The following is a 25,754-nucleotide window of genomic DNA, read 5'->3' on the forward strand; positions in this document are numbered from 1 at the left end:
ATGGCGCCCCCGCAACCGGACGAGGGTCTGCCGACCGAGGATGGCCGCGCCATCGGCCCGGTGCTGATGGAGCTGAGGAACATCACGCTGCGTTTCGGCGGGGTGGTCGCGATCAAGGATATCTCCTTCGACATCCGCGAGGGCGAGATCCGCGCCATCATCGGCCCGAACGGCGCGGGCAAATCCTCGATGCTGAACGTGATTTCGGGGTTCTACCGGCCTTCGGAAGGCGAGGTCTGGTTCGAGGGCGCGCGGCGTCCGCAGATGCGCCCCTACAAGGTCGCGCGGCAGGGCATCGCCCGGACCTTCCAGAACATCGCGCTGTTTTCCGGCATGTCGACGCTCGACAACATCATGACCGGGCGGATCACCCGGATGAAATCCTCGCTTCTGTCCCAGGCTTTGTGGTGGGGACCGGCCGAGCGCGAGGAAAGCGAGCACCGCGCCGCGGTCGAGAAGATCATCGACTTTCTCGAGATCCAGCATATCCGCAAGACCCCGGTGGGCCGTCTGCCCTATGGCTTGCAGAAGCGGGTGGAGCTGGGCCGGGCGCTGGCGGCCGAGCCCCGGCTTCTGCTGCTGGACGAGCCGATGGCCGGGATGAATGTCGAGGAGAAGGAGGACATGTCCCGCTTCATCCTCGATGTGAATGACGAATTCGGCACCACCATCGTCCTGATCGAGCATGACATGGGCGTGGTCATGGACCTTTCCGACCGGGTGGTGGTGATGGATTACGGCCGCAAGATCGGCGACGGCCCGCCCGAGGAGGTGCGCGCCAGCAAGGACGTGATCGACGCCTATCTGGGGGTGGCCCATGACTGATCTGCTTTACGCCGTCGAGGTGATGATCAACGGGCTGATGGCGGGCGTGCTTTATGCGCTGGTGGCGCTGGGCTTCGTGCTGATCTTCAAGGCCTCGGGCATCTTCAACTATGCGCAAGGCGTGCTGGCGCTGTTCGCGGCGCTGACGCTGGTCGGGCTGCAGGAGGGACAGGTGCCCTTCGCCCATCTGATCAACGCGGCGCTCGGCACCGATCTGCACCATTTCGGCTGGCAGCTTCCGGCGGTGGTGGCGATCGTGCTGACGGTGGGGGTGATGGTGCTGCTGGCCATCGCCATCGAGCGGCTGATCCTCAAGCATCTGGTCAATCAGGCACCGATCATCCTGTTCATGGCGACCATCGGGCTGGCCTATTTCCTCGAAGGGTTCGGCGACATCATGTGGGGCGCCGACATCAAGACGCTGGACGTGGGGTTGCCGCAGGGGGGCAGCGCCTGGCTTGAACAGGCCACCGCGGGCTGGGGTGGCGAGGGATTCTACGGCTTCTTCATCGACAGGCTCGATATCGTGGCGACGCTGGTCGCGGCGGTTCTGGTGATCTCGCTGACCCTGTTCTCGCAGTTTTCCAAGCAGGGCCGGGCGCTGCGCGCCGTTGCCGACGACCATCAGGCGGCGCTGTCGGTCGGCATCTCGCTGCGCTTCATCTGGGTGCTGGTCTGGTCGATCGCGGGCATCGTCGCGCTGGTCGCGGGCATCATGTGGGGCGCCAAGTCTGGGGTGCAGTTCAGCCTGTCGCTGATCGCGCTGAAGGCGCTGCCGGTCCTGATGCTGGGCGGCTTCACCTCGATCCCTGGCGCCATCGTCGGCGGGCTCATCATCGGGGTCGGCGAGAAGCTGTTCGAATTCACGGTCGGCCCGATGATCGGCGGCGCCACCGAGAACTGGTTCGCCTATGTCCTTGCGCTGGTGTTTCTGGTGTTCCGGCCGCAGGGGCTTTTCGGAGAGAGGATCATCGAAAGGGTCTGACATGCAAAAGCTCTTTGCCATTACCTGTGTGATCGGTTGGGGGGTCTTCTATGTGTTCGCCTATCTTGCTCTGGCCTCGGTCAACGATGCCCAATGGATGTCGGTGGCCTACGGGCTTCTGGCCTTCGCGGGCTTCGTCGCGGGGATGCTGTCCTGGGTGCGGCTGGTGCGCGGCAAGCGCCCGGTGATCCGGACCGTGCCGAAGGGTGCTGCCCGGGTCCGGAGACCGCTGTGAGCCACCGCACCCGGATCGGCGGGCTCTGCATCGATTGCCGGACCGAGGATTCGGGTCCGGCCCTGGCCTTCCGGTCGGCGGCGTCGGGGCGCGAGGGCGCCCTTGTTGAAGACGCCCGTTCTGGCTGGCCGAGCGGCCCGCCCGCCGCGCCGCAGGTGATCCTGCAGGCGGTCGGCCACGACCCCCGCATGCATCTCGATATCGAGACCGACGATATCGAGGCCGAATGCGCCCGGCTGACCGGCCTCGGCGCGGTCGAGGTCACGCGGGTCAGGGACCGGGTGGTGAGGCAGGCGCCCAGCGGGCACCGCTTCTGTCCGGTCCTGCCCGAAGGGAATTTTCCCAAAGATGCCATGGAGGTCGACTGAATGTTCTACCGCGAGGCCGGCGATTTCAAGACCTCCTACCGGGATGACAGCCAGACCTTTCCGATAGGCTTCGACCGCTACCGCTATTACGCGGTGCTGGTGCTGGCCTTCGCGGTCGTGCCCTTCGCGATCGACGATTACTGGGCCAGCGCGATCTTCGTGCCCTTCCTGATCTATGCCATCGCCGCCATCGGGCTGAACATCCTGGTCGGCTATTGCGGCCAGCTGTCGCTGGGCACCGGCGGCTTCATGGCGGTGGGGGCCTATGCCTGCTACAAGCTGATGACCGCCTTTCCCGATCTGAACATCGTCTTCTGCATCCTGGGCGGCGGGCTGGTGACGGCCGCGGTCGGGGTGCTGTTCGGTCTGCCCTCGCTTCGGATCAAGGGCTTCTATCTGGCGGTCGCGACGCTGGCGGCGCAGTTCTTCCTGGTCTGGCTCTTCAACAAGGTGCCGTGGTTCTACAACCACTCGGCCTCGGGGCAGATCTCGGCGCCCGCCCGCACCGTCTTCGGCCAGCCCGTCACCGGCGCCGGGGTCGAGGCCTGGGCGCAATACATGATCTGCCTCGTCTTCGCCGTCGTTCTGGCCTGGGCCGCGCGCAACCTGACGCGGGGCACGGTCGGGCGGTCCTGGATGGCGATCCGCGACATGGATATCGCGGCCGAGATCATCGGAGTGAACCCGCTCAAGGCCAAGCTGACGGCCTTCGCGGTCTCGTCCTTCTATATCGGCATCGCGGGCGCGCTGTTCTTCGCGGTCTATCTGGGCGCGGTCGAGGTCGGCGAGGCTTTCGGCATCCAGAAGAGCTTTCTCATCCTCTTCATGATCATCATCGGCGGGCTCGGCTCGATCTTCGGCAGCTTCGCGGGCGCGGCCTTTCTGGTGCTGCTGCCGGTTCTGCTGAAGAACGTGCTGGTGGGCACGCTGGGATGGCCCACCGATCTGACCGCCCATGTCCAGCTGATGATCCTGGGGGCGCTGATCATCGGCTTCCTGATCGCCGAGCCGCACGGGCTCGCCCAGCTCTGGCGGGTGGGGAAGGAAAAGCTGAGGCTCTGGCCATTCCCGCATTGACGGGCAGGGCAGGCGCGACCGACCGGGCCAACCCGGCACGCATTTTCAAGGGAGGAGTGACGACATGACCAACCGACTGGCCCCGCTTGCACTGGGCGTCCTGCTGGCCGCGGGCCCGGCCGCGGCCGATCTGGTATTTCCCGATCTCAGCTACCGTACCGGGCCCTTCGCGGCGGGCGGCGTTCCGTTCTCGGACGGCTATCAGGACTATTTCACCCTGGTGAACGAGCGCGATGGCGGCATCGGCGGGGTCAAGGCCCGGGTGCCGGAATGCGAGACCGCCTACAATACCGAGAAGGGGGTCGAGTGCTACGAGGCCACCAAGGGCGACGGCGCGCTGATCTACCAGCCGCTGTCGACCGGCATCACCTATCAGCTGATCCCGAAGGTCGAGGCCGATCACATTCCGCTGCACACCATGGGCTATGGGCGGACCTCGGCCGCCAATGGCAAGGTCTTCGAATGGGTGTTCAACTACCCGGCCAATTACTGGGACGGGGCCTCGGTCATCGTGAAATACCTGATGGACGAGAATGGCGGCAGTCTCGAGGGCAAGAAGATCACGCTGCTCTATCACAACTCGGCCTATGGCAAGGAGCCGATCCCGACGCTCGAGGCGCTGTCGAAGAAGCACGGCTTCAAGCTGACGCTGATCCCGGTCGACAGCCCCGGCCAGTCGCAGAAGTCGCAATGGCTGCAGATCCGGCGCGAGCGGCCCGATGTGGTGGTGATGTGGGGCTGGGGCGTGATGAACCAGGTCGCGATCCAGGAGGCCGCCAACATCAACTTCCCGATGGACCATTTCATCGGCAACTGGTGGGCCGGGGCCGAGCATGACGTGGCCCCCGCCGGCATGGCCGCCGACGGCTACAAGGCGCTCAACATGAACCGGGTGGTCGATTACCCGGTCTTCGCCGATATCCGCAGCCATGTGATCGACAAGGGGCTGGCGGCGGGCGACGGGTCTTATGTCGGCTCGGTGCTGTACACCCGCGGCATGTATGCGGCGATGCTGGCGGTCGAGGCGGCGAAGACGGCGCAGGAGATGACCGGCACCGCCCAGATCGACGCGGCGATGATGCGCGACGGGATGGAGCATCTGGAGATGACCGATGCGCGGATGGAGGCGCTGGGCATGCCGGGGATCGGCCCCGAATTCACCGTGAGCTGTGCCGATCATGGCGGCTCGGGCATGGCCATCGTCCAGCAATGGAACGCGGCCGAGAAGACCTGGGTGCCGCTGACCGATTTCATCGCCCCCGATGCCGAGGTGATCGCGCCGCTCATCGAGGCCGATTCCACGGCTTTCGCGGCCGAGAACGGCATCGCGCCGCGCTGCGACTAGGCCCTGTCCGCCTCCGGCCGCGACCCGGCCGGGGGCGTTCGCTTCCCGGGAGGACGCCCATGTTCGATACCGCGCCGCAGGACGAGACCCTGCTTGAGCTGAACAATATCGAGGTGATCTACAATCACGTCATCCTGGTGCTGAAGGGGGTGTCGCTCTCGGTGCCGAAGGGCGGCATCACGGCGCTTCTGGGCGGCAATGGCGCGGGCAAGACCACCACGCTCAAGGCCATCTCGAACCTCCTGCGCTCCGAGCGGGGCGAGGTCACCAAGGGCTCGATCCTCTATCGCGGGGCGCGCGTGCAGGATCTGAACCCCGCCGATCTGGTCAAGGCGGGCGTGATCCAGGTGATGGAGGGGCGGCATTGCTTCGAGCATCTGACCGTCGAGGAAAACCTTCTGACCGGCGCCTATACCCGCAGCGACAGCCGCGCCGCGCTTCAGGCCGATCTGGAGATGGTCTATGGCTATTTCCCGCGGCTGAAGGAACGGCGGAAGTCTCAGGCGGGCTATACCTCGGGCGGCGAACAGCAGATGGTGGCGATCGGTCGCGCGCTGATGAGCCGGCCGCAGATGATCCTGCTGGACGAGCCCTCGATGGGGCTGGCGCCGCAACTGGTGCAGCAGATCTTCGAGATCGTGAAATCGGTGAACGAGAACGAGGGCGTGACCTTCCTTCTGGCCGAGCAGAACACCAATGTCGCGCTCCGCTATGCCCATTACGGCTATATCCTGGAATCGGGCCGGATCGTGATGGACGGCCCGGCCGCCGATCTGCGCGAGAACCCGGATGTGAAGGAGTTCTATCTGGGCATGTCCGATCAGGGCCGGAAGAGCTTTCGCGACGTGCGGTCCTATCGCCGCCGCAAGCGCTGGCTCAGCTGACCCGACCTGAATGCCATCTGTGACCGAAGGAGTGCCGATGTCTGTCCATTTCGACGATCTCGAGACCCGCTCGGAGGACGAGCGCGCCGCCTCTCTGGCCGAATGCCTGCCCGCTCTGGTCGCCGAGGCCCGTGCGCTGCCGGGATATGCCGGGGCGCTGGCCGAGGTGAACCCGCTGACGCTGACCACGCGCGAGGCTCTGGCGGCACTGCCGGTCCTGCGGAAGTCGGGGCTTGTCGCCGCGCAATCGGCCGAGGCCCCCTTCGGCGGCTATACCGCCTGGGAGGCGGGGCAGTTCGATCATGTCTTCCAGTCGCCGGGGCCGATCTACGAACCGGGCTGCGTCAGCACCAACTGGTGGCGGCTGGGGCGCTTCCTGCATGCCGCCGGGATCGGCGCGGGCGATATCGTGCAGAACTGCTTCGGCTATCACCTGACGCCCGCCGGCATGATGTTCGAGAATGGCGCGCGCGCGGTCGGGGCGGCGGTGCTGCCGGCGGGCACCGGCCAGACCGAGCTGCAGGTTCGGGCCGCCCGTGACGTCGGCGTGACCGCCTATGCCGGGACGCCGGATTTCCTCAAGGTACTGCTCGACCGGGCCGACGCGCTGGGGATGTACCTGTCGCGCCTCCGGCGCGCCGTGGTGTCGGGCGGCGCGCTGTTTCCGTCGCTCCGTCAGGACTATGCCGACCGGGGCATCGCCTGCCTGCAATGCTATGCCACCGCCGATCTGGGCAATATCGCCTATGAAAGCCCGGCGATGGAGGGGATGATCGTCGAGGAGGGCGTGATCGTCGAGATCGTGCGCCCCGGCACCGGCGATCCGCTGCCCGATGGCGAGGTGGGCGAGGTCGTGGTGACGACGCTCAACCCCGACTATCCGCTGATCCGCTTCGCGACCGGAGACCTGTCCGCGGTGCTGCCGGGGAAATCGCCCTGCGGCCGCACCAACATGCGCATCCGGGGCTGGATGGGCCGGGCCGACCAGACCACCAAGATCAAGGGCATGTTCGTCCGTCCCGAACAGGTCGCCGATCTCGTCGCGCGCCATCCCGAAGTGGCGAAGGCGCGGGTCGTGGCGGGTCGCGCGGGCGAGCGCGACACGATGACGGTGCGGCTCGAGACCGAGGCGACCGACCCCGCCCCCTTCGCCGCCAGCGTGGCCGAGGTGCTGAAGCTGAAAGGGACGGTCGAGCTGGTGGCGCCGGGCAGCCTGCCCAATGACGGTCTGGTGATCGAAGATACCCGCAGCTACGACTGAGGCCTGCGTTTGGGGCGGTTTCGGCGAAGGGCTCGGGGGGCGGTCGGATGGCCTGTCCGAGCGGCGGCGCTGCCGAATACCGACCTGCAATGCAATCTCTCGAAGGTCTACCCTGGGCTGCCACAAGTCGATGTTTGAAGCAGGGTTGCGTTCTATGGCCGACATGACCCAGAAGGAAATCATCTCGGCGAACCGAGCGGCGTGGAACGCTTCGGTGCCCCTGCATGGGGAAGGCGAGACTTGGGAGAAGCTTCTTGAAGAGGCGGCCCAATCGGGCTTCTCGGTGCTCGACCCGTTTCTGACCTCGCCCCTGCAAGGTCTTGGCCTCAAGGGGCGCTCTGCCGTGCAGACCGCCTGCAACAATGCGCGCAAGCTGTTTTCCCTCTCCTCTCTCGGCATCCGTCCCTAAATGAGCGTCGATCAGGCGGGCGGCTTCCTAGCCCAAGCGCGGCAACTCGCGGATGCTGTCGGCGTCAATCCACGCCTGGTGGAAGCGGACATCTGAGACTTGCCCTCGGATGTCGGCCAGTTCGACCTCGCGCTCATCACCGTCGGTGCTCTTGGCTGGATAGCCGGACTTACCGGAGTTCTTCCGCATCGCGTCCGAACTTCTCGGAGGGGGTGGCCGTCTGGTCATCTACGAAACGCACCGATTTATGGAGATTCCCGACCCGGCAAGCCCCATCCCATTCGAGCCCGCCTGCAGCTATTTCGAGCGGCGTCCGCTGGAGGAGCCCATGCTGACCACCTATGACAGCAAGGATCACGGCGAAGGCAGCCCGGCCTACTGGTTCATTCCCCCTCCGGGCGGTATCGTGACGGTTTGTGTCCGGTCCGGGCTCGGGATCGTCGAGCTGCGAGAATACGGGCACACCATCCGCGAGCCGGAGTATGATATCTATGAGGTCCGCGCCGCACAGCTTCCGATGAGCTATTGCCTCCTGGCCGAAAAGCCCTTGAGCACCCAGAAGCGATAGCCACCGCTCGATCATGGCGCTGCATTGACCTCCTAGGGTTCCTTGCCGCCACCCGTCATGATCTTATCGGAGGGCGTTTCGTGGCGGGACGCAAGGAGCCTGTACCCGGAGCCGCAGACCTTCCCTGAGGCGGATGCAATCGCCATCGGCCCCTTTCGGGAGGTCCTCTACTTGGTCCCTGCTGAACAACGTGATCATGCCGCCACGAGGGTGCGCCTGTGATCATCTGGCCGGGCGGCTTGAGCCCGGATCATGGTGAGCAACAGAAGCAAGAGAGCCCTGAGATGGACGAGGATCTTGCGGATGTCGTGGCCGCAGCTGCATAGGACAGCGAAGATGGCGTTGCCGATGGTGCCTTGGCGAGACGTGCAACCTGACGTGGCGCCATGTTGACCTCAACGCGGCCAGGGTGGAGTTGCACCTGTTCAAGCCGACACCTTGGAAGCGCATCGCACATCTGCCGCCCGAAATTGTGGTGTCGCTAGCGAACATTCCCAGCAACCGGAATCCGGATGACCCCGTGTTCGGCTACGCCGGGAGGGGCAGCGTTCGGGGACATTGGAACAACGTTTGCAGGCGAGCGAAGATTGAGCGCCTTACACCGCACTGCTGTCGGCACGGCTTTGCCACTTCCATGCTGCAGGCCGGTATCGACGTGAAGACTGTGGCGGATATGGGCGGGTGGAAGGACGCAACAACAGTGCTACGCACCTACTCTCACGCGATGAAAGACCCGAGCGTCACCAATGTGCTTTTCGGTGCAAAAACGGCGCAAGAATCTATCATCTATTTGAAATAGAATGGAAAAATATAAATGACAGCGTCCCTCGCTGGTAGGGGTGTCCCACCGCCGGACATACGCCTGCCCGGAAAAAACAGCAAGCCTCATTGCAGTTGATCATGCGGAATCGGACAGCCTGGCGCGGAAAGATGCACGTTCCGTATCGGCAGATCGGCACAAATCCGGCGCCTCTTGATCCACATGAGTTGCCCCGAAAGACGCCCCGGAACGCCCGTCAGGCAAAGGGAAACGCCGCCACGACCGCCCTGGCAACAGCGCTCGAAACCCCTCCGAAGTTGCCGGATTTCGCGCGCAAGACCGTTCGGGAACGAGGGTGTCCGCGATCTTGAAATACCACGCGCCGTCCCACAACCGGACAGCGCGAATGGCTCGGCCGCCAAGCCGCGGCAAGGCCTCCGTCGATGCCGAAGGCCCGCCAGCCCCCTGCTCGAGAATCGTCAGGCCGGCGGCCAGAGCCGCCGCCGGGGATGACAGGCCGAGCTCTTCCCGTCAGCCCTTTTGCAGGAGCCGGGAGGGGCGAAGGGACCGGCAGCGGAGGCAGATCGCGGCGGCGCCGGCACGTCGCTCGACAGCCGCGCCGCAGCGGCGGCAGGAAACCCGGATGAGGAAGGGCCCGCCGTCAAGGATATGCCGACAGCTGGGACAGCGATGCGCGGCCGCGCGGGGAAGCGGTGCCTTGCAGGACGGGCAGGCAGGCGGAAGGTGACGGTTCATGAGGCCCTCTTTCGATGGGAGATAAGGACGCCAGAGCATTGGCAGTCGATGTCCCGGAAGGAGCCTCCTGGCGTCGTCAACGCATCGCGCGACCCCTCCCGGGCAGGTCATGGGCCTCGGCCAGCCCCCGGCAACAGCGGATCATCCTGCCTCCAGCCCTTCGGTGGCCTCCTGCGGAGCGACCCGGAGCACCGTCAGCACCCGCCGCTTTCCGTCCCTGGTGTCCCAGGGAAGCGATGCGCCCTCGGCCAGGCCGATCAGGGCGATCCCGATCGGGGTCAGGACCGAGACCCGGCCGCGCGAGATGTCGGCCGCCTCGGGGAAGACCGGAGTGACGGTCTTTTCCTGTCCCGTCGATTCGTCGCGATAGGTGACCGCGCGGCCGATCGCCACCACGTTCGCCGGAAGTTTCGCGGCAGCAACGATACGGGCCCGGCCAAGCTCGCCGAGCAGCCGGTCGGCAAGGTCGGGATTGCGATGGATGGCACCTTCGGCAAGAGCTTCGAGCTTGTCCAGGCAGTCGTCGGCGATGACGACCCTGGGCCGCCGCCCGGTGCCGCGTGAGGTGGGACGTTGTTCGGTCATTGGGGTCTCCTTTCCGCCACTGAGGGCGATGATATGTCGTGAAACGGCGATCTCTCGGGCCGCCGGTGGCGGAAGGACGGTCAGGCCGCGTGGCGGTCTGGCGGCAGGCCGACATCCAGCACGACGACCGTCTCGATCCGGCCGTCATCCCGCAAAAGCGGGACCTTCTGAAGCTTCCGCATCCCCATCAGGGTCGCCCCGAGCAGGGATATGATGGAAAGATGTCCCGGGACCGGCGCCGGGCTCATGGACAGCACGCCCGAGCGCGCGCCCTCACCGCTGATCATGTAGGTGACATGGCATCCGGCCATGACAAGCCCGGGCGGGGGCGGTTCGGGCGCCTCGCGCGAGATCCGCAGCTTGTGGCGCAGGAACCCGTTCAGAAGCGCGGGATTGGCCGCATTCCTGGTTCCGTCATGGCGGAGCAGGCGCTCGATACCCCGCCGGTCCTCGACGGTAAGCAGGAAACCGGTCTCGACAGCCGAGCGCGGGAACAGCGGCCGAAAGTCACTGCCAGGAGGCAGATGCGTGATCCTGGTAATGGTCATGATGTGTCTCCCAGGGCGGCGAAAGCCGCGTTCTCAATTCAAGAATGTGAGAAAAGCCCCGGGTGGTCGAAGACGCGCTTAAACGCAGACCGCCCGGGGACCCGGGCGGTTCAGAAGCAGAAACCGGAAAAGGATCTCGTGCGTGACCATGAGGAGAACCTAGCCATTAAGCGCAAACTGTCAATCTTGGAGACCGGTCCCCATCCGGAACGGTGGCCTTTATGCCGCAACCGCCCGCCTGCGGGATCGATATGCCGGGGCGGGCTCGCAATACGCCGTATCGGGAGGCGGTCATGCCGCCCACGATCCCGGCCGGACTGGATCTGGCGGGCCTTGACGATGTGACCGCCTCCCGACACGGGGCCGGGCAGGTGACGGCACCCGACCCTGCCCTTGGCCATGATATGGGGGCGATGGTCCTCGGATCGGCTTGCGAACCGGGACAGGACCGCGCAGCGGGAAAGGATGCGCGGCGGACAGATCCGTGATAGAATAAATATTCCGTCCGACTGTGCGGATCCCGGGTCCGCCCTCCGAAAGCGAGCGCATGACCGTACCGTTCCTTCGCCCGATCCTTGCTTCGACCGGCCTTGCTTCGACCGGCCTTGCTTCGACTTGCCTTGTCCTGGCCTGCATCGCCGCCATCGCGGGGCGTCCGGCTGCCGCCTGGACGCTCTGGGAGGCGGAGCCCCCCGGCACCGCGCTCGAGCAGCATCTCGACCGGCTGATCGAGGGCGGCGAGGACCTGACCGAGTTGCATGACCGCATCGAGGACAGCCGCGAGCGCAGCGGCTTCCGGCTGCTGGGGCGCTCGACCAAGGGCCTCGAACGCGATGTCGACGCGCTGGTGCTGGAGATCGAGAAGGCGCTTCTGCAGGATGGCAATGTCGGCGCCATCGAGGAGATCCGGCGGTTGAGGGCCGAAATCGCGGGCCTGGGGCGCGAGATCGAGGTGCTGCGCCGCGATCTCTATCTCGCCCGGCAGGCCGCCGCGCCCGACCCGGACGAAACCGACCGGATCGAGGGCCGGATCGCCAGGCGCGAGGCCGAGATGGCTGCGCTCGAAGGCGAGGTCGCCGCGCGCAAGCAGGCGCTGCAGCAGAGCTTTGCCGAGGCGGGCGCCGCCCTTGGCCCCGAAGAGATCGACAGCCTGACCTCGCGCGCCGATGGCGACGATCTGCTCAGGATGTTCGCGGTCTTCGACATCACCCGCAAGATCACCGACGAGCTGAAGGCGCTGATGGCCGAGACCTCGCCCTCGCCCGCGATGCAGATCCAGTATTACGGCGTCTTCGTGGTGATGGCCGAGCTGCAGGTGATGGTGCATCGCGAATACATGCGCCGGCTCGACGAGGAATATCTGCCCGCGCTCGAGACCATCAAGGGCGAGATCGACGCCACCGTCGCCTTTGCCCGCGAGCGGATGACCACGGCCACGCCCGAACAGCAGGACATCTATGCCAAGAACATCGCCGCCAACGCGCTCTCGCTCGATGTGATCGCACGCTATGAACGGATCCTCGACCGCCAGAAGGCACGCTCGGCCGAGGCGATGGAGAAGGCCCGGTCCTGGCTCGACGTCACCTATTCGACCTATGACACCGCGGTGAACTCGATGAACGTGCTTAATTTCATCGACGAGACCGACCGGTTGTTCGGCGAGATCATGACCCGGCAGCTGCCCGACCTCGAACCCTTCGACGACACGGTCCTGCGTCAGCGCTTCGAGGAAATCTCGGACCGTGTGGCGGAAATCGTCGGCAATTCCTGAGCGCGGGTCCTGAGCCGAGGCGCGACCGGACCGCGTGGGCAGCCCATCGCCCGATCCGGGCCGGGACGGCTGGCAAGGATCACGAGGTGCGGCCCCCCTTTACGGAAAACACGGCCTGAAAACAGAGCGACGGGATCTCGGCACATAGCCGGGATTGCCCTTGCTAACGGAAAGGTCTGTCTCTCATGCGCCGCGTCACGCGTCGCGGCCGTTCAGCCAACCCGCCGAACAAGCCAGCTAACCGCCAGGCGAGCGCCGTTGCTTTCGGCGGCCAGTTCGACCAGCACCGAGACATGCTCCGTTCCCTTCTGCATATCGGCGTCATCGTCTTTCTCACCTTGCTGACCCAGATCGGCGGGATTGCCTGGCTCATGGCCCTGGCGTTCCGAAGGACGCTGCTGGCATTCGTCCTGTTCTATGTCGGCCTGTCAGCCGCCGCCGTCTGGATCGCGCCAGGTTTCGGACGGGTTCCCTTGAGCTGCGTCGAGCGCGGGCCTCTGGCAGCGCAAAGCTGGATCTCCTGTGCGCTGAACCGCAACTATGTGACGCCCGAACTTGCCGATGTGCTGTCGGACACGGCAGAAGAGATGCACCGGCGCCATCCGGGCACAATAACCCTGTTTCTGGACGCGAACTTTCCGTTTTTCGATGGGTTTCCGCTGCTTCCCCATCTCTCGCATGACGATGGGAAGAAAGCCGACCTGGCCTTCTACTATGCCGATTCCTCCGGCTACAGGCCGGGTGCGGTGCGCTCTCCCATCGGGTATTTCGCATTCGAACAAGGCCCCACAGATTGCCCGTCCGCCTGGCCAACGCTTCGGTGGGATTTCAATGCCCTCCAACCGCTTTGGCGTGACTTCCGCCTGGAGCCCGACCGCAATCGGGCTGTTCTGGACGTGCTGTCGAAGGATCCGCGCGTGGGCAGGATATTCGTTGAACCGCATCTCGCAGAAAGCCTTGGCGCGACAGGCAATGTCATCGGTTTTCAGGGCTGCCGCGCAGCCCGCCACAACGACCATATTCACCTGCAGCTTCGCTGAAAGCCTTTAGACAGGGAAATAACGGTCGCCTCGCCATGGGCCACGCGGTCACGGGCACCGCTTCGGGCGAAAGGGGCGGAACCATGCGGCGCCGTCCGGCGGCGGTGGCCGGTTGACCGCCCCCCCTTCGCCGACTACCTGCGCAGGGAGCCAAGGAGTGCCCCCCATGCCACCAGCCCCCCAGCCACAGGACGACCGCGCCAGATCGAAACGGATCGGCGCGCTCTCCGCGCTCTGGCCCTTTCTGGCGCCCTACCGGCGGATGCTGGCGGCGGCGCTTGCGGCGCTCGTGCTGACCTCGATCGTCTACCTGGCGATGCCGGTGGCGGTGCGCCATGTGGTCGACGCCTTCGACACCGAGACCGCGGCCCTGCTCGACCGCTATTTCGGCTTCGCCCTGATCATCGTCGCGCTGCTGGCCGTCGGCACGGCGCTGCGCTACTACCTCGTCACCCGGCTGGGCGAGCGGGTCGTGGCCGACATCCGCAGCGCCGTCTTCGACCGCATGATCGGCATGAGCCCGTCCTTCTACGAAAAGACCATGACCGGCGAGGTGCTGAGCCGGATCACCACCGACACCACGCTGATCCTGTCGGTGCTGTCCTCCTCGGCCTCGTTCGCGCTGCGCAACATCCTGGTCTTCTTCGGCGCGCTGGTGCTGATGCTGGCGACCGCGACCAAGCTGTCGGGGCTGGTGCTGCTGCTGGTGCCCGCGGTGATCGTGCCGATCGTGCTTCTGGGGCGCAGGCTGAGGCAGCTGAGCCGCGAGAACCAGGACTGGATCGCGGCCTCTTCCGGCAATGCCTCCGAGGCGCTCCTGTCGGTGCAGACGGTGCAGGCCTTCACCAACGAGGCGCGGGCGCGGGCGCAGTTCCGGGGCGTGACCGAACAAAGTTTCCAATCCGCCCGCCAGCGGATCGGGACCCGGGCGGTGATGACGGTGATCGTCATCTTCCTCGTCTTCGCGGGCATCGTCGGGGTGCTCTGGGTCGGCGCCCATGACGTGCGGGCGGGCGAGATGAGCGTGGGCCAGTTGGTGCAGTTCGTGATCTATTCGGTGATGGTCGCGGGCGCGGTCGCCGCCATGACCGAGATCTGGGGCGAGCTGCAGCGCGCCGCGGGCGCCACCGAGCGGCTGGTCGAGCTGCTGACCGCGCAGGACAGCGTGACCGACCCCGAGCGCCCGGCCCCCCTGCCCGAGCCCGCGCGCGGCGAGATCCGCTTCGAGGATGTGCGGTTTTCCTATCCGACCCGGCCCGACAGCCCGGCGCTGAACGGCATCGACCTGACCGTGCGCGCCGGCGAGACCGTGGCCCTGGTCGGGCCCTCCGGGGCGGGCAAGACCACGGTCATGCAGATGATCCTGCGCTTCTACGACCCGCAACAGGGCCGCGTGCTGTTCGACGGCGCCGATCTGCGCAGCCTGGGGCGCGAGGCCTTCCGCAACCGTCTGGCTCTGGTCCCGCAGGACCCGGCGATCTTCGCCGCCAGCGCCCGCGAGAACATCCGCTTCGGCCGGCCCGGCGCCACCGATGCCGAGGTCGAGGCAGCCGCCCGTGCCGCCGCCGCGCATGACTTCCTGAGCGCGCTGCCGCAGGGCTACGACACCGAGGTGGGCGAACGCGGGCTGATGCTGTCGGGCGGCCAGAAACAGCGCGTTGCCATCGCCCGCGCGATCCTGCGCGACGCACCGGTGCTGCTGCTGGACGAGGCGACCTCGGCGCTCGATGCGGAATCCGAACGCGCGGTGCAGCAGGCGGTGGACCGGATGGCCGCGACCCGGACCACGATCATCATCGCCCATCGGCTGGCCACGGTGAAGAAGGCCGACCGGATCGTCGTGCTGGATCGCGGCCGGATCGTGGCCGAGGGCACGCATGACGCGCTGGTGGCCGAGGACGGGCTATATGCGCGCCTTGCCCGGCTTCAGTTCACCGCCGGGGTCGAGACCGCCGCCTGAGCCGGATTTCGCCTGCCTGTCGGGCCCCTGCCCCCGGCAAGGCGGCGCAGGACAGGTGGAAAGATCGTGAAGGATGGGCGGACCGGTCGGGATGACAACAGCGGCGGCGCCGCAAGGCCGTCGGACCGGCCCGGTTCGGGCGCAGAGTTGCCGCAGTGCGGACATCTTGCGACGGGCGGCATTTCGCCCCATCCTTCCGGGTCATGGGAGAGCAGGCCCGATCACAACGGGTCGCATGGGAGGATTACATCTTGAACAGCATGAGCATGGAGTCCGCTCGGAACGAGTGGCAGGCCATCGCCGCCGAGGCGCCGTGGAACGAACGCGACCGGCCGAAGACCATCTATTCCTTCGTCGCGCGCACCGCGGCGACCTTTCCGGACCGTCCGGCGGTGTCCTTCCAGATCTTCTCCGGCCCCAGGGACCCGGCCGAGACGCTGAGCTGGACCGAATTCCAGGGCCGCATCACCCAGGCCGCGAACCTGTTCCGCGGGCTCGGGATCGGCCCCGACGACGTGGTGGCCTATATCCTGCCCAACTGCAACGAGACCGCGATCTGCTTTCTGGGCGGCGCGGTGGCGGGCATCGTCAACCCGATCAACCCGCTGCTCGAGGCCGAGCAGATCGCCGCGATCCTGCGCGAGACCGGGGCCAAGGTCGTGGTCACGCTGAAATCCTTCCCCAAGACCGATGTCGCGCAGAAGGTCTCCGAGGCGGTGCGGCACGCGCCCAGGGTGCAGACCGTGCTGGAGGTCGACCTGGTCCGTTACCTGACCGGGGCCAAGCGGCTGATCGTGCCGCTGATCCGCAAGAAATCGCCCGGGCACTACCATGCCGACGTGCTGGATTTCCACCGCGCGCTGGCGGCCGAACCCGCCGACCGGCTGACCTTCGAGGACACCGAGGAAGACCGCATCGCCGCCTATTTCCATACCGGCGGCACCACCGGCATGCCCAAGGTCGCCCAGCACCGGGTCTCGGGCATGATCTATAACGGCTGGCTCGGACACAGGCTGTTGTTCCGCGAGAATGACACGCTGATCTGCCCGCTGCCGCTGTTCCACGTCTTCGCCGCCTATCCGGTGCTGATGTCGGTGGTCGCGGCGGGGGCGCATTTCGTGATGCCGACCCCTGCGGGCTATCGCGGCGAGGGCGTCTTCGACAATTTCTGGAAGCTGATCGAACGCTGGGGCGTGACCTTCGTCATCACCGTGCCCACCGCCATCGCCGCGCTGATGCAGCGCAAGGTCGATGCCGACGTCTCGACGCTGCGCTATGCCTTCTCGGGCTCGGCGCCGCTTCCGGTCGAGCTTTACAACCGCTTCGAGGCCGCGACCGGCGTCACCATCTGCGAGGGTTACGGGCTGACCGAGGCCACCTGCCTCGTCTCGATCAACCCGCCCGACGCGCAGAAGAAGATCGGCTCGGTCGGGCTGCCCTTCCCCTATACCGAGGTCCGCATCCTGAAATGCGACGGCGACGGGACCGTGCAGCGCGAATGCGAGACCGACGAGGTCGGCGAGATCTGCATCTCGAATCCCGGGGTGGTGCCGGGCTCGACCTATACCGAAGAGGCGAAGAATCTCGGCCTGTTCGCCGACGGCTACTTCCTGCGCACCGGCGATCTGGGCCGGATCGACAGCGACGGCTATCTGTTCATCACCGGCCGCGCCAAGGACGTGATCATCCGCGGCGGCCACAATATCGACCCGGCCGAGATCGAGGAGGCGCTGCTGTCGCATCACGATGTCGCCTTCGCGGGCGCCATCGGCCAGCCCGACAGCTTTGCCGGCGAACTGCCCTGCGCCTATGTCGAGCTTGTCGCCGGAGCGACCGCGACGCCCGAGGATCTGATGGCCCATGCAAGGGTGCATATCCACGAGCGCGCCGCGATCCCGAAACATGTCGAGATCCTCGACGAGCTGCCCAAGACCGCGGTCGGCAAGGTGTTCAAGCCCGCGCTGCGCAAGCTGGCGATCCAGCGGATCTATGACACGGCGCTGGCAGAGGCGGGCCATATGGTCAGGGTCTGCGAGGTGGTCGAGGACCGCAAGCGCGGCCTCGTCGCCCGGCTGGAACGCCAGGGACCGGTGGACGACGAGGCCGTCGTGCATCTCTTGGGCAATTTCACCCGCCCCTGGGAATGGTCCGACCTCTGAGCCCCGGGACCGCCGCAGCCCTCCCTCAGACCGCGCGCGGGCCAGGCGATCCCAGCCTTGCCCGACCTCTGCCAGGCGGTCCGCCCTCCGTCGGCTAGACATTCGGCCATGGGGGACGGCGCCACCCCCTTGGCGTGCCGCGTCAGTCGCGCCGAGAAAGCCCCCGAGCCCCGCCCACACGCCCCGGTTTCGGGCGCGGGCTGCACGAAAACCGGATCGCGCTCGAGAAGCCCCCCGGACGGCACCGGCACGGGACGCGGACCGCATCGGCGGCATCAACTGCCACGGCCGGTTTTCATCCTTCTGTCGCAAGACGGTGACCCGGACGTTTCAATCTCTGCCTATGGCCGGAGCCACGGCCATATCACACCCGAATTCCTTAAACGCGACGAACAGGATCTTCGATATGAAACGCATTATCGCGGCCCTCTCGCTGGGGCTGTTCGCGACCGCGCCCGCCGGGGCCGCCAGCCTTTACAACACGCTCGACGGAAACGCGCCGCTGATCGTCGCCCATCGCGGCGCCAGCGGCTACCTGCCCGAACATACGCTGGGCGGCTATGAACTTGCCCTCGAAATGGGCGCCGACGTGATCGAACCCGACCTGCAGATGACCGCCGACGGCGTTCTGGTCGCCATGCATGACGCGACGCTGGCCCGCACCACCAATGTCGAGGCGCTGTTTGCCCCCCGGAACGGCGCTTACCGGGTGTCCGATTTCACCCTGGCCGAAATCAAGTCGCTGACGGTCGAGCCCACCGGCGCCACCGCCTCGACCGACTATCCGGGTTTCGCGCCCACGATGGCCGATCCCTACAAGGTGCCGACCTTTCAGGAGGTGATGGATCTGGTCGCCGCCCATAATGCCGCGACCGGCGCCGGGATCGGCATCTATCCCGAGGCGAAGACCCCGAACAGCCTGGCGATGAACCGGCAGATCCTCGAAGAGATGAAGAGCAACGGCTTCGACGGGTCGGTGCCGAACACCTTCGTGCAGACCTTCAGCCATGAGGGCGCGCGCCAGCTCGCCGCGCTGCAGACCGAGATCGGCATGGACAATGCGATCGCCGCGCTCGGCTATGCGCTGGATCTGGGCGACGGCTTCGGTGTCTATGACGCCACCACCGGCAGCGTCACCGCGCTTGAGGATCTCGCCGGGTTCGCAGACGGGCTGGGGCTTTATCTCGGCTACGATCTCGATGCCACCTTCATCGCCGCCGCGCATGAGCTTGGGCTGAGCGTGCATGGCTGGACCTTCCGCCCCAGGACCGACGAAGCCGCCTGGGAGATGTTCCTGCCCTGGATCGAAGCCGGGATGGACGGTTTCTTCACCGATTACGCCCAGCGTGGCGTCGAGGTGCTCGACCGCTACGAAGCCGCCGAGGTGCCGGTTCCGGCAACGCTGCCGCTGATGCTGGCCGGTCTGGGCGGGCTCGCCGCCCTGCGCCGCCGCCGCGCCGCCGCCTGATCGGCGATATAACAGGGGGCCGTGCCGGACGCGGCCCCCTGCCAGCCCCTGTCAGGCCGGGCGGGCCGCGTCGAGCGCGGGGTAATCGATCAGCCCCTCGGCGCCGCCGCCATACATGGTCTCCCGGTTCGGCTCGGCCAGCCCGGCGCCCTGCCGCAGCCGCTCGACCAGATCGGGGTTCGAGATGAACGGGCGGCCGAAGGCCACCATGTCGGCGGCGCCGCTCTCGACCGCGGCCAGCGCCGAGGCCCGGTCATAGCCGTTATTGGCGATATAGGGCCCCTCGAACATCGCCCGCAGCTCGGGGATGCCGCGGCCCTCGGGCCAGTCGCGCGGCCCGCCGGTCTGGCCTTCGACCATGTGCAGGAAGGCAAGACCAAAGCGGTTCAGCCCGGAAATCGCCTGCGAGAAGACCGCGAAGGGATCGCTGTCGGAAATGCCGTTCGCGTTCGAGAACGGGCTCAGCCGCAGCCCGGTACGACCCGCGCCGATCTCGTCCGCGACGGTCTCGACCACCTCGAACAGGAACCGGCAGCGATTCTCGATCGGGCCGCCATAGCCGTCGGTCCGGCGATTGGTGCCGTCGCGCAGGAACTGGTCGATCAGATAGCCGTTGGCGCCATGGATCTCGACCCCGTCGAACCCCGCCGACATCGCATTCGCGGCGGCCTTGCGGTAATCGCCAAGGATCCGGGAGATCTCGGCCGTCTCCAGCGCACGCGGCGCCGAAACATCGGTGAAGCCCTCGGCGGTGAAGGTCTTGACCCCGTCGGCCGGAACGGCGGAGGGCGCGACCGGCGCCTGACCGCCGGGCAGAAGCGAGACATGCGACACCCGCCCAACATGCCAGAGCTGGATCGCGATCCGCCCGCCCGCCGCATGCACGGCGTCGGTCACCTTGCGCCAGCGCTCGACCTGCAGGTCGGAATAGATGCCGGGCGTGTCGAGATAGCCCTGCCCCTCGGGCGAGATCTGCGCGCCCTCGGTCACGATCAGCCCGGCCCCGGCACGCTGGGTGTAATAGGTGACATGCAGATCGGTCGGCGCCAGCGTCTCGTGCTCGGCGCGGTTGCGGGTCAGCGGTGCCATCACGACGCGGTTCGCCAAGGCGATGTCGCCGGCGGCGAAGGGCGTGAAGAGCTTGGGCTCGGTCATGGGAAATGTCCTTTGACATTCGAAGGGTGCAGGATGGAGGTAGGTATCGGCCGCGACCGGGCAAGAGGCCCTTTCGGGAACACGGCCCTGCGCGCTGATGCACAATCCGGCCTGGGACCAGCGCCGGGTCCTTGCCATTGCCCTGCCGGTCGGCAGTTCGCGCCAGATCGCTGGCGGTGACCACGACGCCCTCGTTTCCGGCCCCGCGATCTCTGGGCAACACCGCCCGTTCGAGCCGAAACTTGCGTGAACGGAGCTTGCGCCACGCGGTTTCGGGACCCGCCCGCGCGCATTGACCGGGGACCGGCTCGGCCCCGCACGGGACAGGATGCGGGCAGGGAAGTGACGGGCACCGCGGCCCCACCTTCCTGCCGCCTGTTCCCCGTCAGGCGCCATCGCTGCGGACCGGGGCGGCAGGCCGGCATTTGCCTGATCGGGCCGGGTGGCGTAGATCCGGGCAGAGCAACCGATCCGGAGGCCCCATGCGCTGCGTCATGCCCGTTCCGAAAACCCGTTCCGCCGGTGGCGGGGGCGCTCCCGCCCGCCCTTGCCGCTGCCGCGGCGCCTCCGGTTGGGCCGGGCCGCGGAGGCCGCGGGCATGATCCTCGGCATCGGCACCGATCTGGCCAATATCGACCGCATCGCCGCGACGCTGGAGCGATTCGGCGACCGGTTCCGGACCCGCGTCTTCACCGAGGCCGAGCAGGCCAAGGCCGAGCGCCGGGCCGATGCCGCGGGCACCTATGCCAAGCGCTGGGCCGCCAAGGAGGCCTGCTCGAAGGCGCTGGGCACCGGGCTCCGGATGGGCATTTCCTGGAAGGACATGGCGGTCACCAACCTGCCAACCGGCCAGCCGGTGATGGCGCTGACCGGCTGGGCGGCCGAGCGGCTGGCCGAGATGACCCCGCCCGGGCATGAGGCGCTGGTGCATGTCTCGCTGACCGACGACCACCCCTGGGCGCAGGCCTTCGTGGTGATCGAGGCGCGACCGCGACACGCAGCGCCCCCAACGCGGTAATCCCCGCCCCAGCACTGCCGCTTCGGGCTGCCGCTGGCGCAACGGGACCAGGTCCCCGGCCGTCTTCGCAGAGAGGTTCGATCCATTGCCGGGGTGCTGTCGACTGCCGCCGCCATGGCGGGTGTTGCCGGGCGACCGACAGAAGGCTTCCCCGGCTTTTCCTCGGCCTCCGGCGGCGGCGTCATCGGCGTTTTCCCGCCATTTGCGAAAGGGACGGCGCTTTTCGTCCGACGGGCGATCATTGCTGAAAACCGGCGGCAGGCCGCCCGGCCCCGCTGCCTTGACAGCCCGGGCGGGCACGCCCATGAAGCGGGGGCATTTCCGGCGCCGTCTGGCGGCGCAGCTACAAGGCAGGACCGGGCATATGGCGAAGACGGACGAAAAGGCGGGCGGCGGTCTCTGGGAGACGGTCAAGACGATCTTCTGGGCGCTGCTGATCGCGGGCGTGTTCCGGACGCTGTTCTTCCAGCCGTTCTGGATCCCGTCGGGCAGCATGAAGGACACGCTGCTGATCGGCGATTTCCTCTTCGTCAACAAGATGGCCTATGGCTATTCGCGCTATTCCTGCCCGTTCGGCATTTGCCCGTTCTCGGGCCGGATCCTGAGTTCGGAACCCGAGCGCGGCGATGTCGTCGTGTTCCGCCACCCGGTCAGCAATTCGGACTATATCAAGCGGCTGGTCGGCCTGCCCGGCGACACCGTGCAGATGCGCGAGGGCGTGCTTTACATCAACGGCGCGCCGGTCGAGGTCGAACCCGCCGGGATCTTCAAGGAGCCCTACCAGAAGCAGGGGCCGATGGGCTATTATCCGGAATGCGAAAACGCACCGGTCGGCATCGGCGGCACCTGCATGAAGGGCCGCTCGATCGAGACCCTGCCGAATGGCGTCAGCCATGACATCCTGAACATCACCGACCGCGGCGCGCGCGACACCACCCCGGTCTATACCGTGCCCGAGGGCGAATATTTCGTGCTGGGCGACAACCGCGACAACAGCCGCGACAGCCGCTATGCCCAGGCCAATGGCGGCGTCGGCTTCGTGCCCGCCGAGAACCTGATCGGCCGGGCCGACCGGATCATGTTCTCGTCCGCAGGCCGGTCGCTGTTCTTCATCTGGACCTGGCGTCCGGACCGGTTCTTCAAGGCGATCGAGTGACCGTGAAACTCGCCGCAGATCTGATCGCCTTCTCGCGGCGCCTGGGCCATGACTTCGCCCGGCCCGAGCTGCTGTTGCGCGCCGTCACCCATTCCTCGCTGTCGAGCCCGACCCGCCCCGACAACCAGCGGCTGGAATTCCTCGGCGACCGGGTGCTGGGGCTGGTGATGGCCGAGGCGCTTCTGAAGGCCGATCGTGCCGCCTCGGAAGGTCAGCTCGCGCCCCGCTTCAACGCGCTGGTGCGCCGCGAGGCCTGCGCCGATGTGGCCCGCGAGATCGGGCTTGGCGACGTGCTGAAGCTGGGCCGATCCGAGATGATGTCGGGCGGACGGCGCAAGGAGGCGCTCCTGGCCGATGCGATGGAGGCGGTGATCGCCGCGGTCTATCGCGATGCCGGCTTCGAGACCGCCCGCGATATGGTGCTGCGGCTCTGGGGCGCGCGGATCGAGCAGGTCAAGCCCGATGCCCGCGACGCCAAGACCGCGCTGCAGGAATGGGCCCAGGCCCGCGGTCAGCAGCCGCCGCGCTATGTCGAGATCGCGCGCGAGGGCCCCGACCACGCCCCCGTCTTCACCATCGCCGCGCGGCTTGAAACCGGCGAGGAGGCAAAGGCTACCGCCGGTGCCAAGCGGCAGGCCGAACAGGCCGCCGCCGCCGCGCTGCTCAAGGCCCTGCACCGGTCGCCGTCCTGACCCTTTCCTCATGCCGCTGCTGCGCGAAAGCCGGGCAGCGGGCCGGGCGGCTGCCTGCCGTTTGACCTTCCGGGCCGGTTCGGCCCGGTTCGGGCGGGCCCCGGCCCTCATGCGACAACCTGCGCGGCGGCGCGCGCGCCGATCCGCCCTACATGCGGAGCCAGGCGGGGGCCGCCCAGTCCCCGCATCCATGACAGGAAAGGCAGAGCTCATGTCGAATGACCAGACCATCAAGGACCTTCAGACCGCGCTCGAAATGGAGATGACCGCAGGCCATCAGTACCAGCTGCATGCGCAGGTGCTCGACGACTGGGGGCTCGACCTGCTGGCCGCCAAGATGCGCGAGGAGATGCAGGAGGAAATCGGCCATTCCGACCTGTTCATGCAGCGGATCATCTTCCTTGGCGGCACGCCCGAGATCCGGTTCCAGAAACAGCCGGTGCGGGCCGAGAGCCTCGAGCAGATGTTCGAGCTGGATGCCGCCGACGAGCAGGAGGCGATCGACGTCTACAGCAAGGCCGCCCAGCGCGCGATGGAGGTCGGCGATATCGGCAGCCGGACGCTGTTCGAGAAGATCGTGCTGGACGAGGAAGGCCACAAGGACTGGCTCGACACCCAGCTGGCGCTGATCCGGCGGCTGGGCGAACAGGCCTACAGCGCCAAGCAGGTCTCGGGACCGGGCGCAGGCGAGGACTGAGGCTTCCTGCCCGCATCCGGCTGGCGCCGGGGCGACTTATCGCGTAAAGCCCGGGCCTGACCCGGAGGTTTACACGCATGAGCACACGCAGCGGATTCGTCGCCCTGATCGGAGAGCCGAATGCGGGCAAGTCCACCCTGCTGAACCGGATGGTCGGGGCCAAGGTCTCGATCGTCACCCACAAGGTGCAGACCACCCGCGCCCGGATCCGGGGCGTGGCGATGGAGGGCGATGCGCAGATCGTCTTCGTCGACACGCCCGGGCTGTTCCGGCCGCGGCGTCGGCTCGACCGGGCGATGGTTGCCGCCGCCTGGGGGGGCGCCGCCGATGCCGATATCGTGGTGCTGCTGATCGAGGCGCATCGCGGCCGGACCGAGGGGGTCGACAGCATTCTCGAAACGCTGCACGAGCGCACCGCCGCGGGCCAGACCGTGGCGCTTGCCATCAACAAGATCGACCGGGTCAAGGCCGAGGCGCTGCTGGCGCTGTCGGCCGATCTGAACGCGGCCTATCCCTTCGTCCGGACCTTCATGATCTCGGCCGAGAAGGGCCACGGGGTCGACGACCTGCGCGGCTGGCTGGCCGAAACCCTGCCCGAGGGTCCCTGGCTGTATCCCGAGGACCAGATCGCCGATCTGCCGATGCGGATGATCGCGGCCGAGATGACCCGCGAGAAGCTGACGCTGAGGCTGCACCAGGAACTTCCCTACGAGCTGACCGTCGAGACCGAACGCTGGGAAGACCGCAAGGACGGCTCGACCCGGATCGACCAGATCATCTATGTCGCCCGCGACGGCCACAAGGGTATCGTGCTGGGTCACAAGGGCGAGACGGTGAAGGCCATCGGCCAGGCCGCGCGGGCCGAGATCGCCGAGTTCCTCGGGCGCAATGTCCATCTCTTCCTGCAGGTGAAGGTGCGGCCGAACTGGCTGGACGAGGCCGAACGCTATTCCGAGATGGGCCTCGATTTCCGCGACGGAAACTGAGCCGCCCGGAAAGAATGAACCGCAGAAGGGCCGCCCGGCCATGGCCGGGCAGACCCGGGAACGCCCGCGGCCGTCGAGGCTCCGGGCGGCAGGCCCCGGCGAAGCGGCAACATTCCGGCATCCGTCATCCCGGGAGACCCGGGGGCCATATCGCCGCCCGGGCCGTCGCTCTCGGGCACAGGTTTCGGCGGCGCCGAACGCCCCCACACGGGCTTCGCGTGATGCCGGAGACCCGCCCCGAGGATGACGGCAGACCGGGCACCGAAGCGCGGGACGGACATCTAGCCGCGCGCGGCCTCCATCCGGCGGCGCATCTCGGCAATCGAGGCCTCGAGCCCGAGGAAGACCGCCTCGCCGATCAGGAAATGCCCGATATTGAGTTCGCGGATTTCGGGCAGCGCCGCCACCGGGGCCACCGTCTCGTAGGTCAGCCCATGGCCCGCATGCACCTCGAGCCCCAGCCCCTGCGCATGCCGCGCCATTGCCGTCAACCGCGCAAGCTCGGCATCGCGCTCGGCCAGCCTGCCCTCGTGATGCAGATCGCAATAGGCCCCGGTATGCAGTTCGACCACCGCCGCGCCGACCTCTGCCGCGGCCTCGACCTGGGCCGCATCGGCGGCGATGAACAGCGACACCCGGCAGCCCGCCCCGGACAGGGGCGCGATGAAGCGCGCCAGCCGCGCGGCATCGCCCGCCACGTCGAGCCCGCCTTCGGTGGTGCGTTCCTCGCGCCGTTCGGGCACGAGACAGACCGCATGCGGGCGATGCCGAAGCGCGATCGCCTGCATCTCGTCGGTCGCGGCCATCTCAAGGTTCAGCGGCACGCTCAGCCCCGCCATCAGCGCGTCGATATCGGCATCCCGGATATGGCGCCGGTCCTCGCGCAGATGCGCGGTGATGCCGTCGGCCCCCGCAGCCTCGGCCAGCAGCGCCGCCCGCAGCGGATCGGGATAGGCCGCGCCGCGGGCGTTGCGCAGCGTGGCCACATGATCGATGTTCACCCCGAGCCGGAGCCCGCATCCGGTTGCCGTCATGCCCGTGCCCTC

25 protein-coding genes and 1 pseudogene are annotated in these 25,754 nt (G+C 67.1%); 21 read left to right on the forward strand and 5 right to left on the reverse strand.

Annotated elements, in window-relative coordinates:
- The 10 genes from A6W98_RS02320 (at position 1) to A6W98_RS21785 (ending at position 7,957) form a co-directional block, all read left to right on the forward strand.
- A complete protein-coding gene (locus tag A6W98_RS02320; RefSeq protein ID WP_406678826.1) occupies positions 1-825 on the forward strand; it encodes an ABC transporter ATP-binding protein in 825 nt (274 codons plus the stop codon).
- Positions 818-1,810 (forward strand): branched-chain amino acid ABC transporter permease, encoded by a 993-nt coding sequence (locus tag A6W98_RS02325; RefSeq protein WP_042457371.1) that lies wholly within the window; start codon positions 818-820, stop codon positions 1,808-1,810. Before A6W98_RS02320 ends, A6W98_RS02325 begins: the two co-directional genes overlap by 8 nt.
- 1 nt (position 1,811) lies before the next feature.
- The gene (locus A6W98_RS21630) at positions 1,812-2,045 is read left to right on the forward strand and encodes a hypothetical protein (protein WP_042457374.1); all 234 of its coding nucleotides are present in this window, start codon (positions 1,812-1,814) and stop codon (positions 2,043-2,045) included.
- The gene (locus A6W98_RS02335; RefSeq protein WP_042457377.1) at positions 2,042-2,413 is read left to right on the forward strand and encodes a VOC family protein; all 372 of its coding nucleotides are present in this window, start codon (positions 2,042-2,044) and stop codon (positions 2,411-2,413) included. The genes A6W98_RS21630 and A6W98_RS02335 overlap by 4 nt, the downstream gene beginning before the upstream one ends.
- Positions 2,414-3,490, forward strand: a complete 1,077-nt coding sequence (locus tag A6W98_RS02340) for a branched-chain amino acid ABC transporter permease (RefSeq protein ID WP_042457380.1) — start codon at positions 2,414-2,416, stop codon at positions 3,488-3,490. It abuts the gene before it with no gap.
- Between the two features lie 64 nt (positions 3,491-3,554).
- Entirely contained in the window at positions 3,555-4,835 is a 1,281-nt protein-coding gene (locus A6W98_RS02345; RefSeq protein ID WP_042457382.1) for an ABC transporter substrate-binding protein, read from the forward strand.
- A 59-nt stretch (positions 4,836-4,894) separates the two neighbouring features.
- Entirely contained in the window at positions 4,895-5,719 is an 825-nt protein-coding gene (locus tag A6W98_RS02350) for an ABC transporter ATP-binding protein (protein ID WP_042457385.1), read from the forward strand.
- Between the two features lie 37 nt (positions 5,720-5,756).
- Positions 5,757-6,980: a phenylacetate--CoA ligase family protein gene (locus tag A6W98_RS02355; RefSeq protein ID WP_042457388.1), complete on the forward strand. Its 1,224-nt coding sequence runs from the start codon at positions 5,757-5,759 to the stop codon at positions 6,978-6,980.
- A gap of 154 nt (positions 6,981-7,134) precedes the next feature.
- A complete protein-coding gene (locus tag A6W98_RS21780; RefSeq protein ID WP_231098345.1) occupies positions 7,135-7,389 on the forward strand; it encodes a hypothetical protein in 255 nt (84 codons plus the stop codon).
- A gap of 247 nt (positions 7,390-7,636) precedes the next feature.
- The gene (locus A6W98_RS21785) at positions 7,637-7,957 is read left to right on the forward strand and encodes a hypothetical protein (protein ID WP_231098347.1); all 321 of its coding nucleotides are present in this window, start codon (positions 7,637-7,639) and stop codon (positions 7,955-7,957) included.
- Between the two features lie 194 nt (positions 7,958-8,151).
- Here the strand turns inward: A6W98_RS21785 and A6W98_RS22260 are convergent.
- Positions 8,152-8,316: pseudogene (locus tag A6W98_RS22260) on the reverse strand (IS5/IS1182 family transposase); the annotation flags it as partial.
- 56 nt (positions 8,317-8,372) lie between these two features.
- Here A6W98_RS22260 and A6W98_RS20100 point away from each other — a divergent pair.
- Positions 8,373-8,756, forward strand: a complete 384-nt coding sequence (locus A6W98_RS20100) for a tyrosine-type recombinase/integrase (protein WP_231098348.1) — start codon at positions 8,373-8,375, stop codon at positions 8,754-8,756.
- Between the two features lie 858 nt (positions 8,757-9,614).
- On the opposite strand, the gene rnk is transcribed toward A6W98_RS20100, so the two are convergent.
- Together rnk and A6W98_RS02370 are read right to left on the reverse strand one after the other, a co-directional pair.
- Complete coding sequence (gene rnk, locus A6W98_RS02365; RefSeq protein ID WP_042457391.1) at positions 9,615-10,058, reverse strand: nucleoside diphosphate kinase regulator; 444 nt, start codon at positions 10,056-10,058, stop codon at positions 9,615-9,617.
- Between the two features lie 80 nt (positions 10,059-10,138).
- Entirely contained in the window at positions 10,139-10,606 is a 468-nt protein-coding gene (locus A6W98_RS02370) for a hypothetical protein (protein ID WP_042457394.1), read from the reverse strand.
- 547 nt (positions 10,607-11,153) lie between these two features.
- On the opposite strand from A6W98_RS02370, the gene A6W98_RS02375 reads away from it, so the two are divergent.
- From A6W98_RS02375 to A6W98_RS02395, 5 genes are all read left to right on the forward strand, one after another.
- Positions 11,154-12,377, forward strand: coding sequence for a hypothetical protein (locus tag A6W98_RS02375; RefSeq protein ID WP_042457398.1), 1,224 nt, complete (start codon positions 11,154-11,156; stop codon positions 12,375-12,377).
- Positions 12,378-12,562: 185 nt separating this feature from the next.
- Positions 12,563-13,417, forward strand: coding sequence for a DUF4172 domain-containing protein (locus tag A6W98_RS02380; RefSeq protein WP_231098349.1), 855 nt, complete (start codon positions 12,563-12,565; stop codon positions 13,415-13,417).
- Between the two features lie 166 nt (positions 13,418-13,583).
- Positions 13,584-15,377 carry an ABC transporter transmembrane domain-containing protein gene (locus A6W98_RS02385; RefSeq protein ID WP_042457404.1) on the forward strand — a complete coding sequence of 598 codons (1,794 nt, stop codon included), beginning with the start codon at positions 13,584-13,586 and terminating at the stop codon, positions 15,375-15,377.
- Positions 15,378-15,637: 260 nt separating this feature from the next.
- Entirely contained in the window at positions 15,638-17,536 is a 1,899-nt protein-coding gene (locus A6W98_RS02390) for an acyl-CoA synthetase (protein ID WP_042457406.1), read from the forward strand.
- 406 nt (positions 17,537-17,942) lie between these two features.
- Positions 17,943-19,004, forward strand: coding sequence for a glycerophosphodiester phosphodiesterase family protein (locus tag A6W98_RS02395; protein ID WP_052677890.1), 1,062 nt, complete (start codon positions 17,943-17,945; stop codon positions 19,002-19,004).
- Positions 19,005-19,055: 51 nt separating this feature from the next.
- Here the strand turns inward: A6W98_RS02395 and A6W98_RS02400 are convergent, their stop codons facing one another.
- A complete protein-coding gene (locus tag A6W98_RS02400) occupies positions 19,056-20,159 on the reverse strand; it encodes an alkene reductase (protein ID WP_042457409.1) in 1,104 nt (367 codons plus the stop codon).
- Positions 20,160-20,757: 598 nt separating this feature from the next.
- On the opposite strand from A6W98_RS02400, the gene acpS reads away from it, so the two are divergent.
- From acpS to era, 5 genes are all read left to right on the forward strand, one after another.
- Positions 20,758-21,177, forward strand: coding sequence for a holo-ACP synthase (gene acpS / locus A6W98_RS02405; protein ID WP_042457412.1), 420 nt, complete (start codon positions 20,758-20,760; stop codon positions 21,175-21,177).
- A gap of 364 nt (positions 21,178-21,541) precedes the next feature.
- Complete coding sequence (gene lepB / locus A6W98_RS02410; protein WP_042457415.1) at positions 21,542-22,333, forward strand: signal peptidase I; 792 nt, start codon at positions 21,542-21,544, stop codon at positions 22,331-22,333.
- A 2-nt stretch (positions 22,334-22,335) separates the two neighbouring features.
- Positions 22,336-23,025 (forward strand): ribonuclease III, encoded by a 690-nt coding sequence (gene rnc, locus A6W98_RS02415; protein WP_042464422.1) that lies wholly within the window; start codon positions 22,336-22,338, stop codon positions 23,023-23,025.
- Between the two features lie 211 nt (positions 23,026-23,236).
- Positions 23,237-23,722, forward strand: a complete 486-nt coding sequence (locus A6W98_RS02420; protein ID WP_042457418.1) for a bacterioferritin — start codon at positions 23,237-23,239, stop codon at positions 23,720-23,722.
- A 77-nt stretch (positions 23,723-23,799) separates the two neighbouring features.
- The gene (era, locus tag A6W98_RS02425) at positions 23,800-24,708 is read left to right on the forward strand and encodes a GTPase Era (RefSeq protein WP_042457422.1); all 909 of its coding nucleotides are present in this window, start codon (positions 23,800-23,802) and stop codon (positions 24,706-24,708) included.
- A gap of 281 nt (positions 24,709-24,989) precedes the next feature.
- Here the strand turns inward: era and A6W98_RS02430 are convergent, their stop codons facing one another.
- Positions 24,990-25,742 carry a pyridoxine 5'-phosphate synthase gene (locus A6W98_RS02430; RefSeq protein WP_042457425.1) on the reverse strand — a complete coding sequence of 251 codons (753 nt, stop codon included), beginning with the start codon at positions 25,740-25,742 and terminating at the stop codon, positions 24,990-24,992.
- Positions 25,743-25,754 lie beyond the last annotated feature (12 nt).

It is taken from the genome of Rhodovulum sulfidophilum DSM 1374, assembly GCF_001633165.1.
Classification (GTDB): Bacteria; Pseudomonadota; Alphaproteobacteria; order Rhodobacterales; family Rhodobacteraceae; genus Rhodovulum; species Rhodovulum sulfidophilum.

Coding starts and splice junctions, on each gene's coding strand:
- A6W98_RS02325 (WP_042457371.1), top strand. CDS start 818: ATGACTGATCTGCTTTACGCCGTCGAGGTGATGATCAACGGGCTGATG.
- A6W98_RS02400 (WP_042457409.1), bottom strand. CDS start 20,159: ATGACCGAGCCCAAGCTCTTCACGCCCTTCGCCGCCGGCGACATCGCC.
- lepB (WP_042457415.1), top strand. CDS start 21,542: ATGGCGAAGACGGACGAAAAGGCGGGCGGCGGTCTCTGGGAGACGGTC.
- A6W98_RS02355 (WP_042457388.1), top strand. CDS start 5,757: ATGTCTGTCCATTTCGACGATCTCGAGACCCGCTCGGAGGACGAGCGC.
- rnk (WP_042457391.1), bottom strand. CDS start 10,058: ATGACCGAACAACGTCCCACCTCACGCGGCACCGGGCGGCGGCCCAGG.
- A6W98_RS02375 (WP_042457398.1), top strand. CDS start 11,154: ATGACCGTACCGTTCCTTCGCCCGATCCTTGCTTCGACCGGCCTTGCT.
- acpS (WP_042457412.1), top strand. CDS start 20,758: ATGATCCTCGGCATCGGCACCGATCTGGCCAATATCGACCGCATCGCC.
- A6W98_RS02420 (WP_042457418.1), top strand. CDS start 23,237: ATGTCGAATGACCAGACCATCAAGGACCTTCAGACCGCGCTCGAAATG.
- A6W98_RS02350 (WP_042457385.1), top strand. CDS start 4,895: ATGTTCGATACCGCGCCGCAGGACGAGACCCTGCTTGAGCTGAACAAT.
- A6W98_RS02390 (WP_042457406.1), top strand. CDS start 15,638: ATGAGCATGGAGTCCGCTCGGAACGAGTGGCAGGCCATCGCCGCCGAG.
- A6W98_RS02385 (WP_042457404.1), top strand. CDS start 13,584: ATGCCACCAGCCCCCCAGCCACAGGACGACCGCGCCAGATCGAAACGG.
- A6W98_RS02345 (WP_042457382.1), top strand. CDS start 3,555: ATGACCAACCGACTGGCCCCGCTTGCACTGGGCGTCCTGCTGGCCGCG.
- A6W98_RS21780 (WP_231098345.1), top strand. CDS start 7,135: ATGGCCGACATGACCCAGAAGGAAATCATCTCGGCGAACCGAGCGGCG.
- A6W98_RS02380 (WP_231098349.1), top strand. CDS start 12,563: ATGCGCCGCGTCACGCGTCGCGGCCGTTCAGCCAACCCGCCGAACAAG.
- era (WP_042457422.1), top strand. CDS start 23,800: ATGAGCACACGCAGCGGATTCGTCGCCCTGATCGGAGAGCCGAATGCG.
- A6W98_RS02370 (WP_042457394.1), bottom strand. CDS start 10,606: ATGACCATTACCAGGATCACGCATCTGCCTCCTGGCAGTGACTTTCGG.
- A6W98_RS02395 (WP_052677890.1), top strand. CDS start 17,943: ATGAAACGCATTATCGCGGCCCTCTCGCTGGGGCTGTTCGCGACCGCG.
- A6W98_RS21630 (WP_042457374.1), top strand. CDS start 1,812: ATGCAAAAGCTCTTTGCCATTACCTGTGTGATCGGTTGGGGGGTCTTC.
- A6W98_RS02320 (WP_406678826.1), top strand. CDS start 1: ATGGCGCCCCCGCAACCGGACGAGGGTCTGCCGACCGAGGATGGCCGC.
- A6W98_RS02340 (WP_042457380.1), top strand. CDS start 2,414: ATGTTCTACCGCGAGGCCGGCGATTTCAAGACCTCCTACCGGGATGAC.
- A6W98_RS02430 (WP_042457425.1), bottom strand. CDS start 25,742: ATGACGGCAACCGGATGCGGGCTCCGGCTCGGGGTGAACATCGATCAT.
- A6W98_RS21785 (WP_231098347.1), top strand. CDS start 7,637: ATGGAGATTCCCGACCCGGCAAGCCCCATCCCATTCGAGCCCGCCTGC.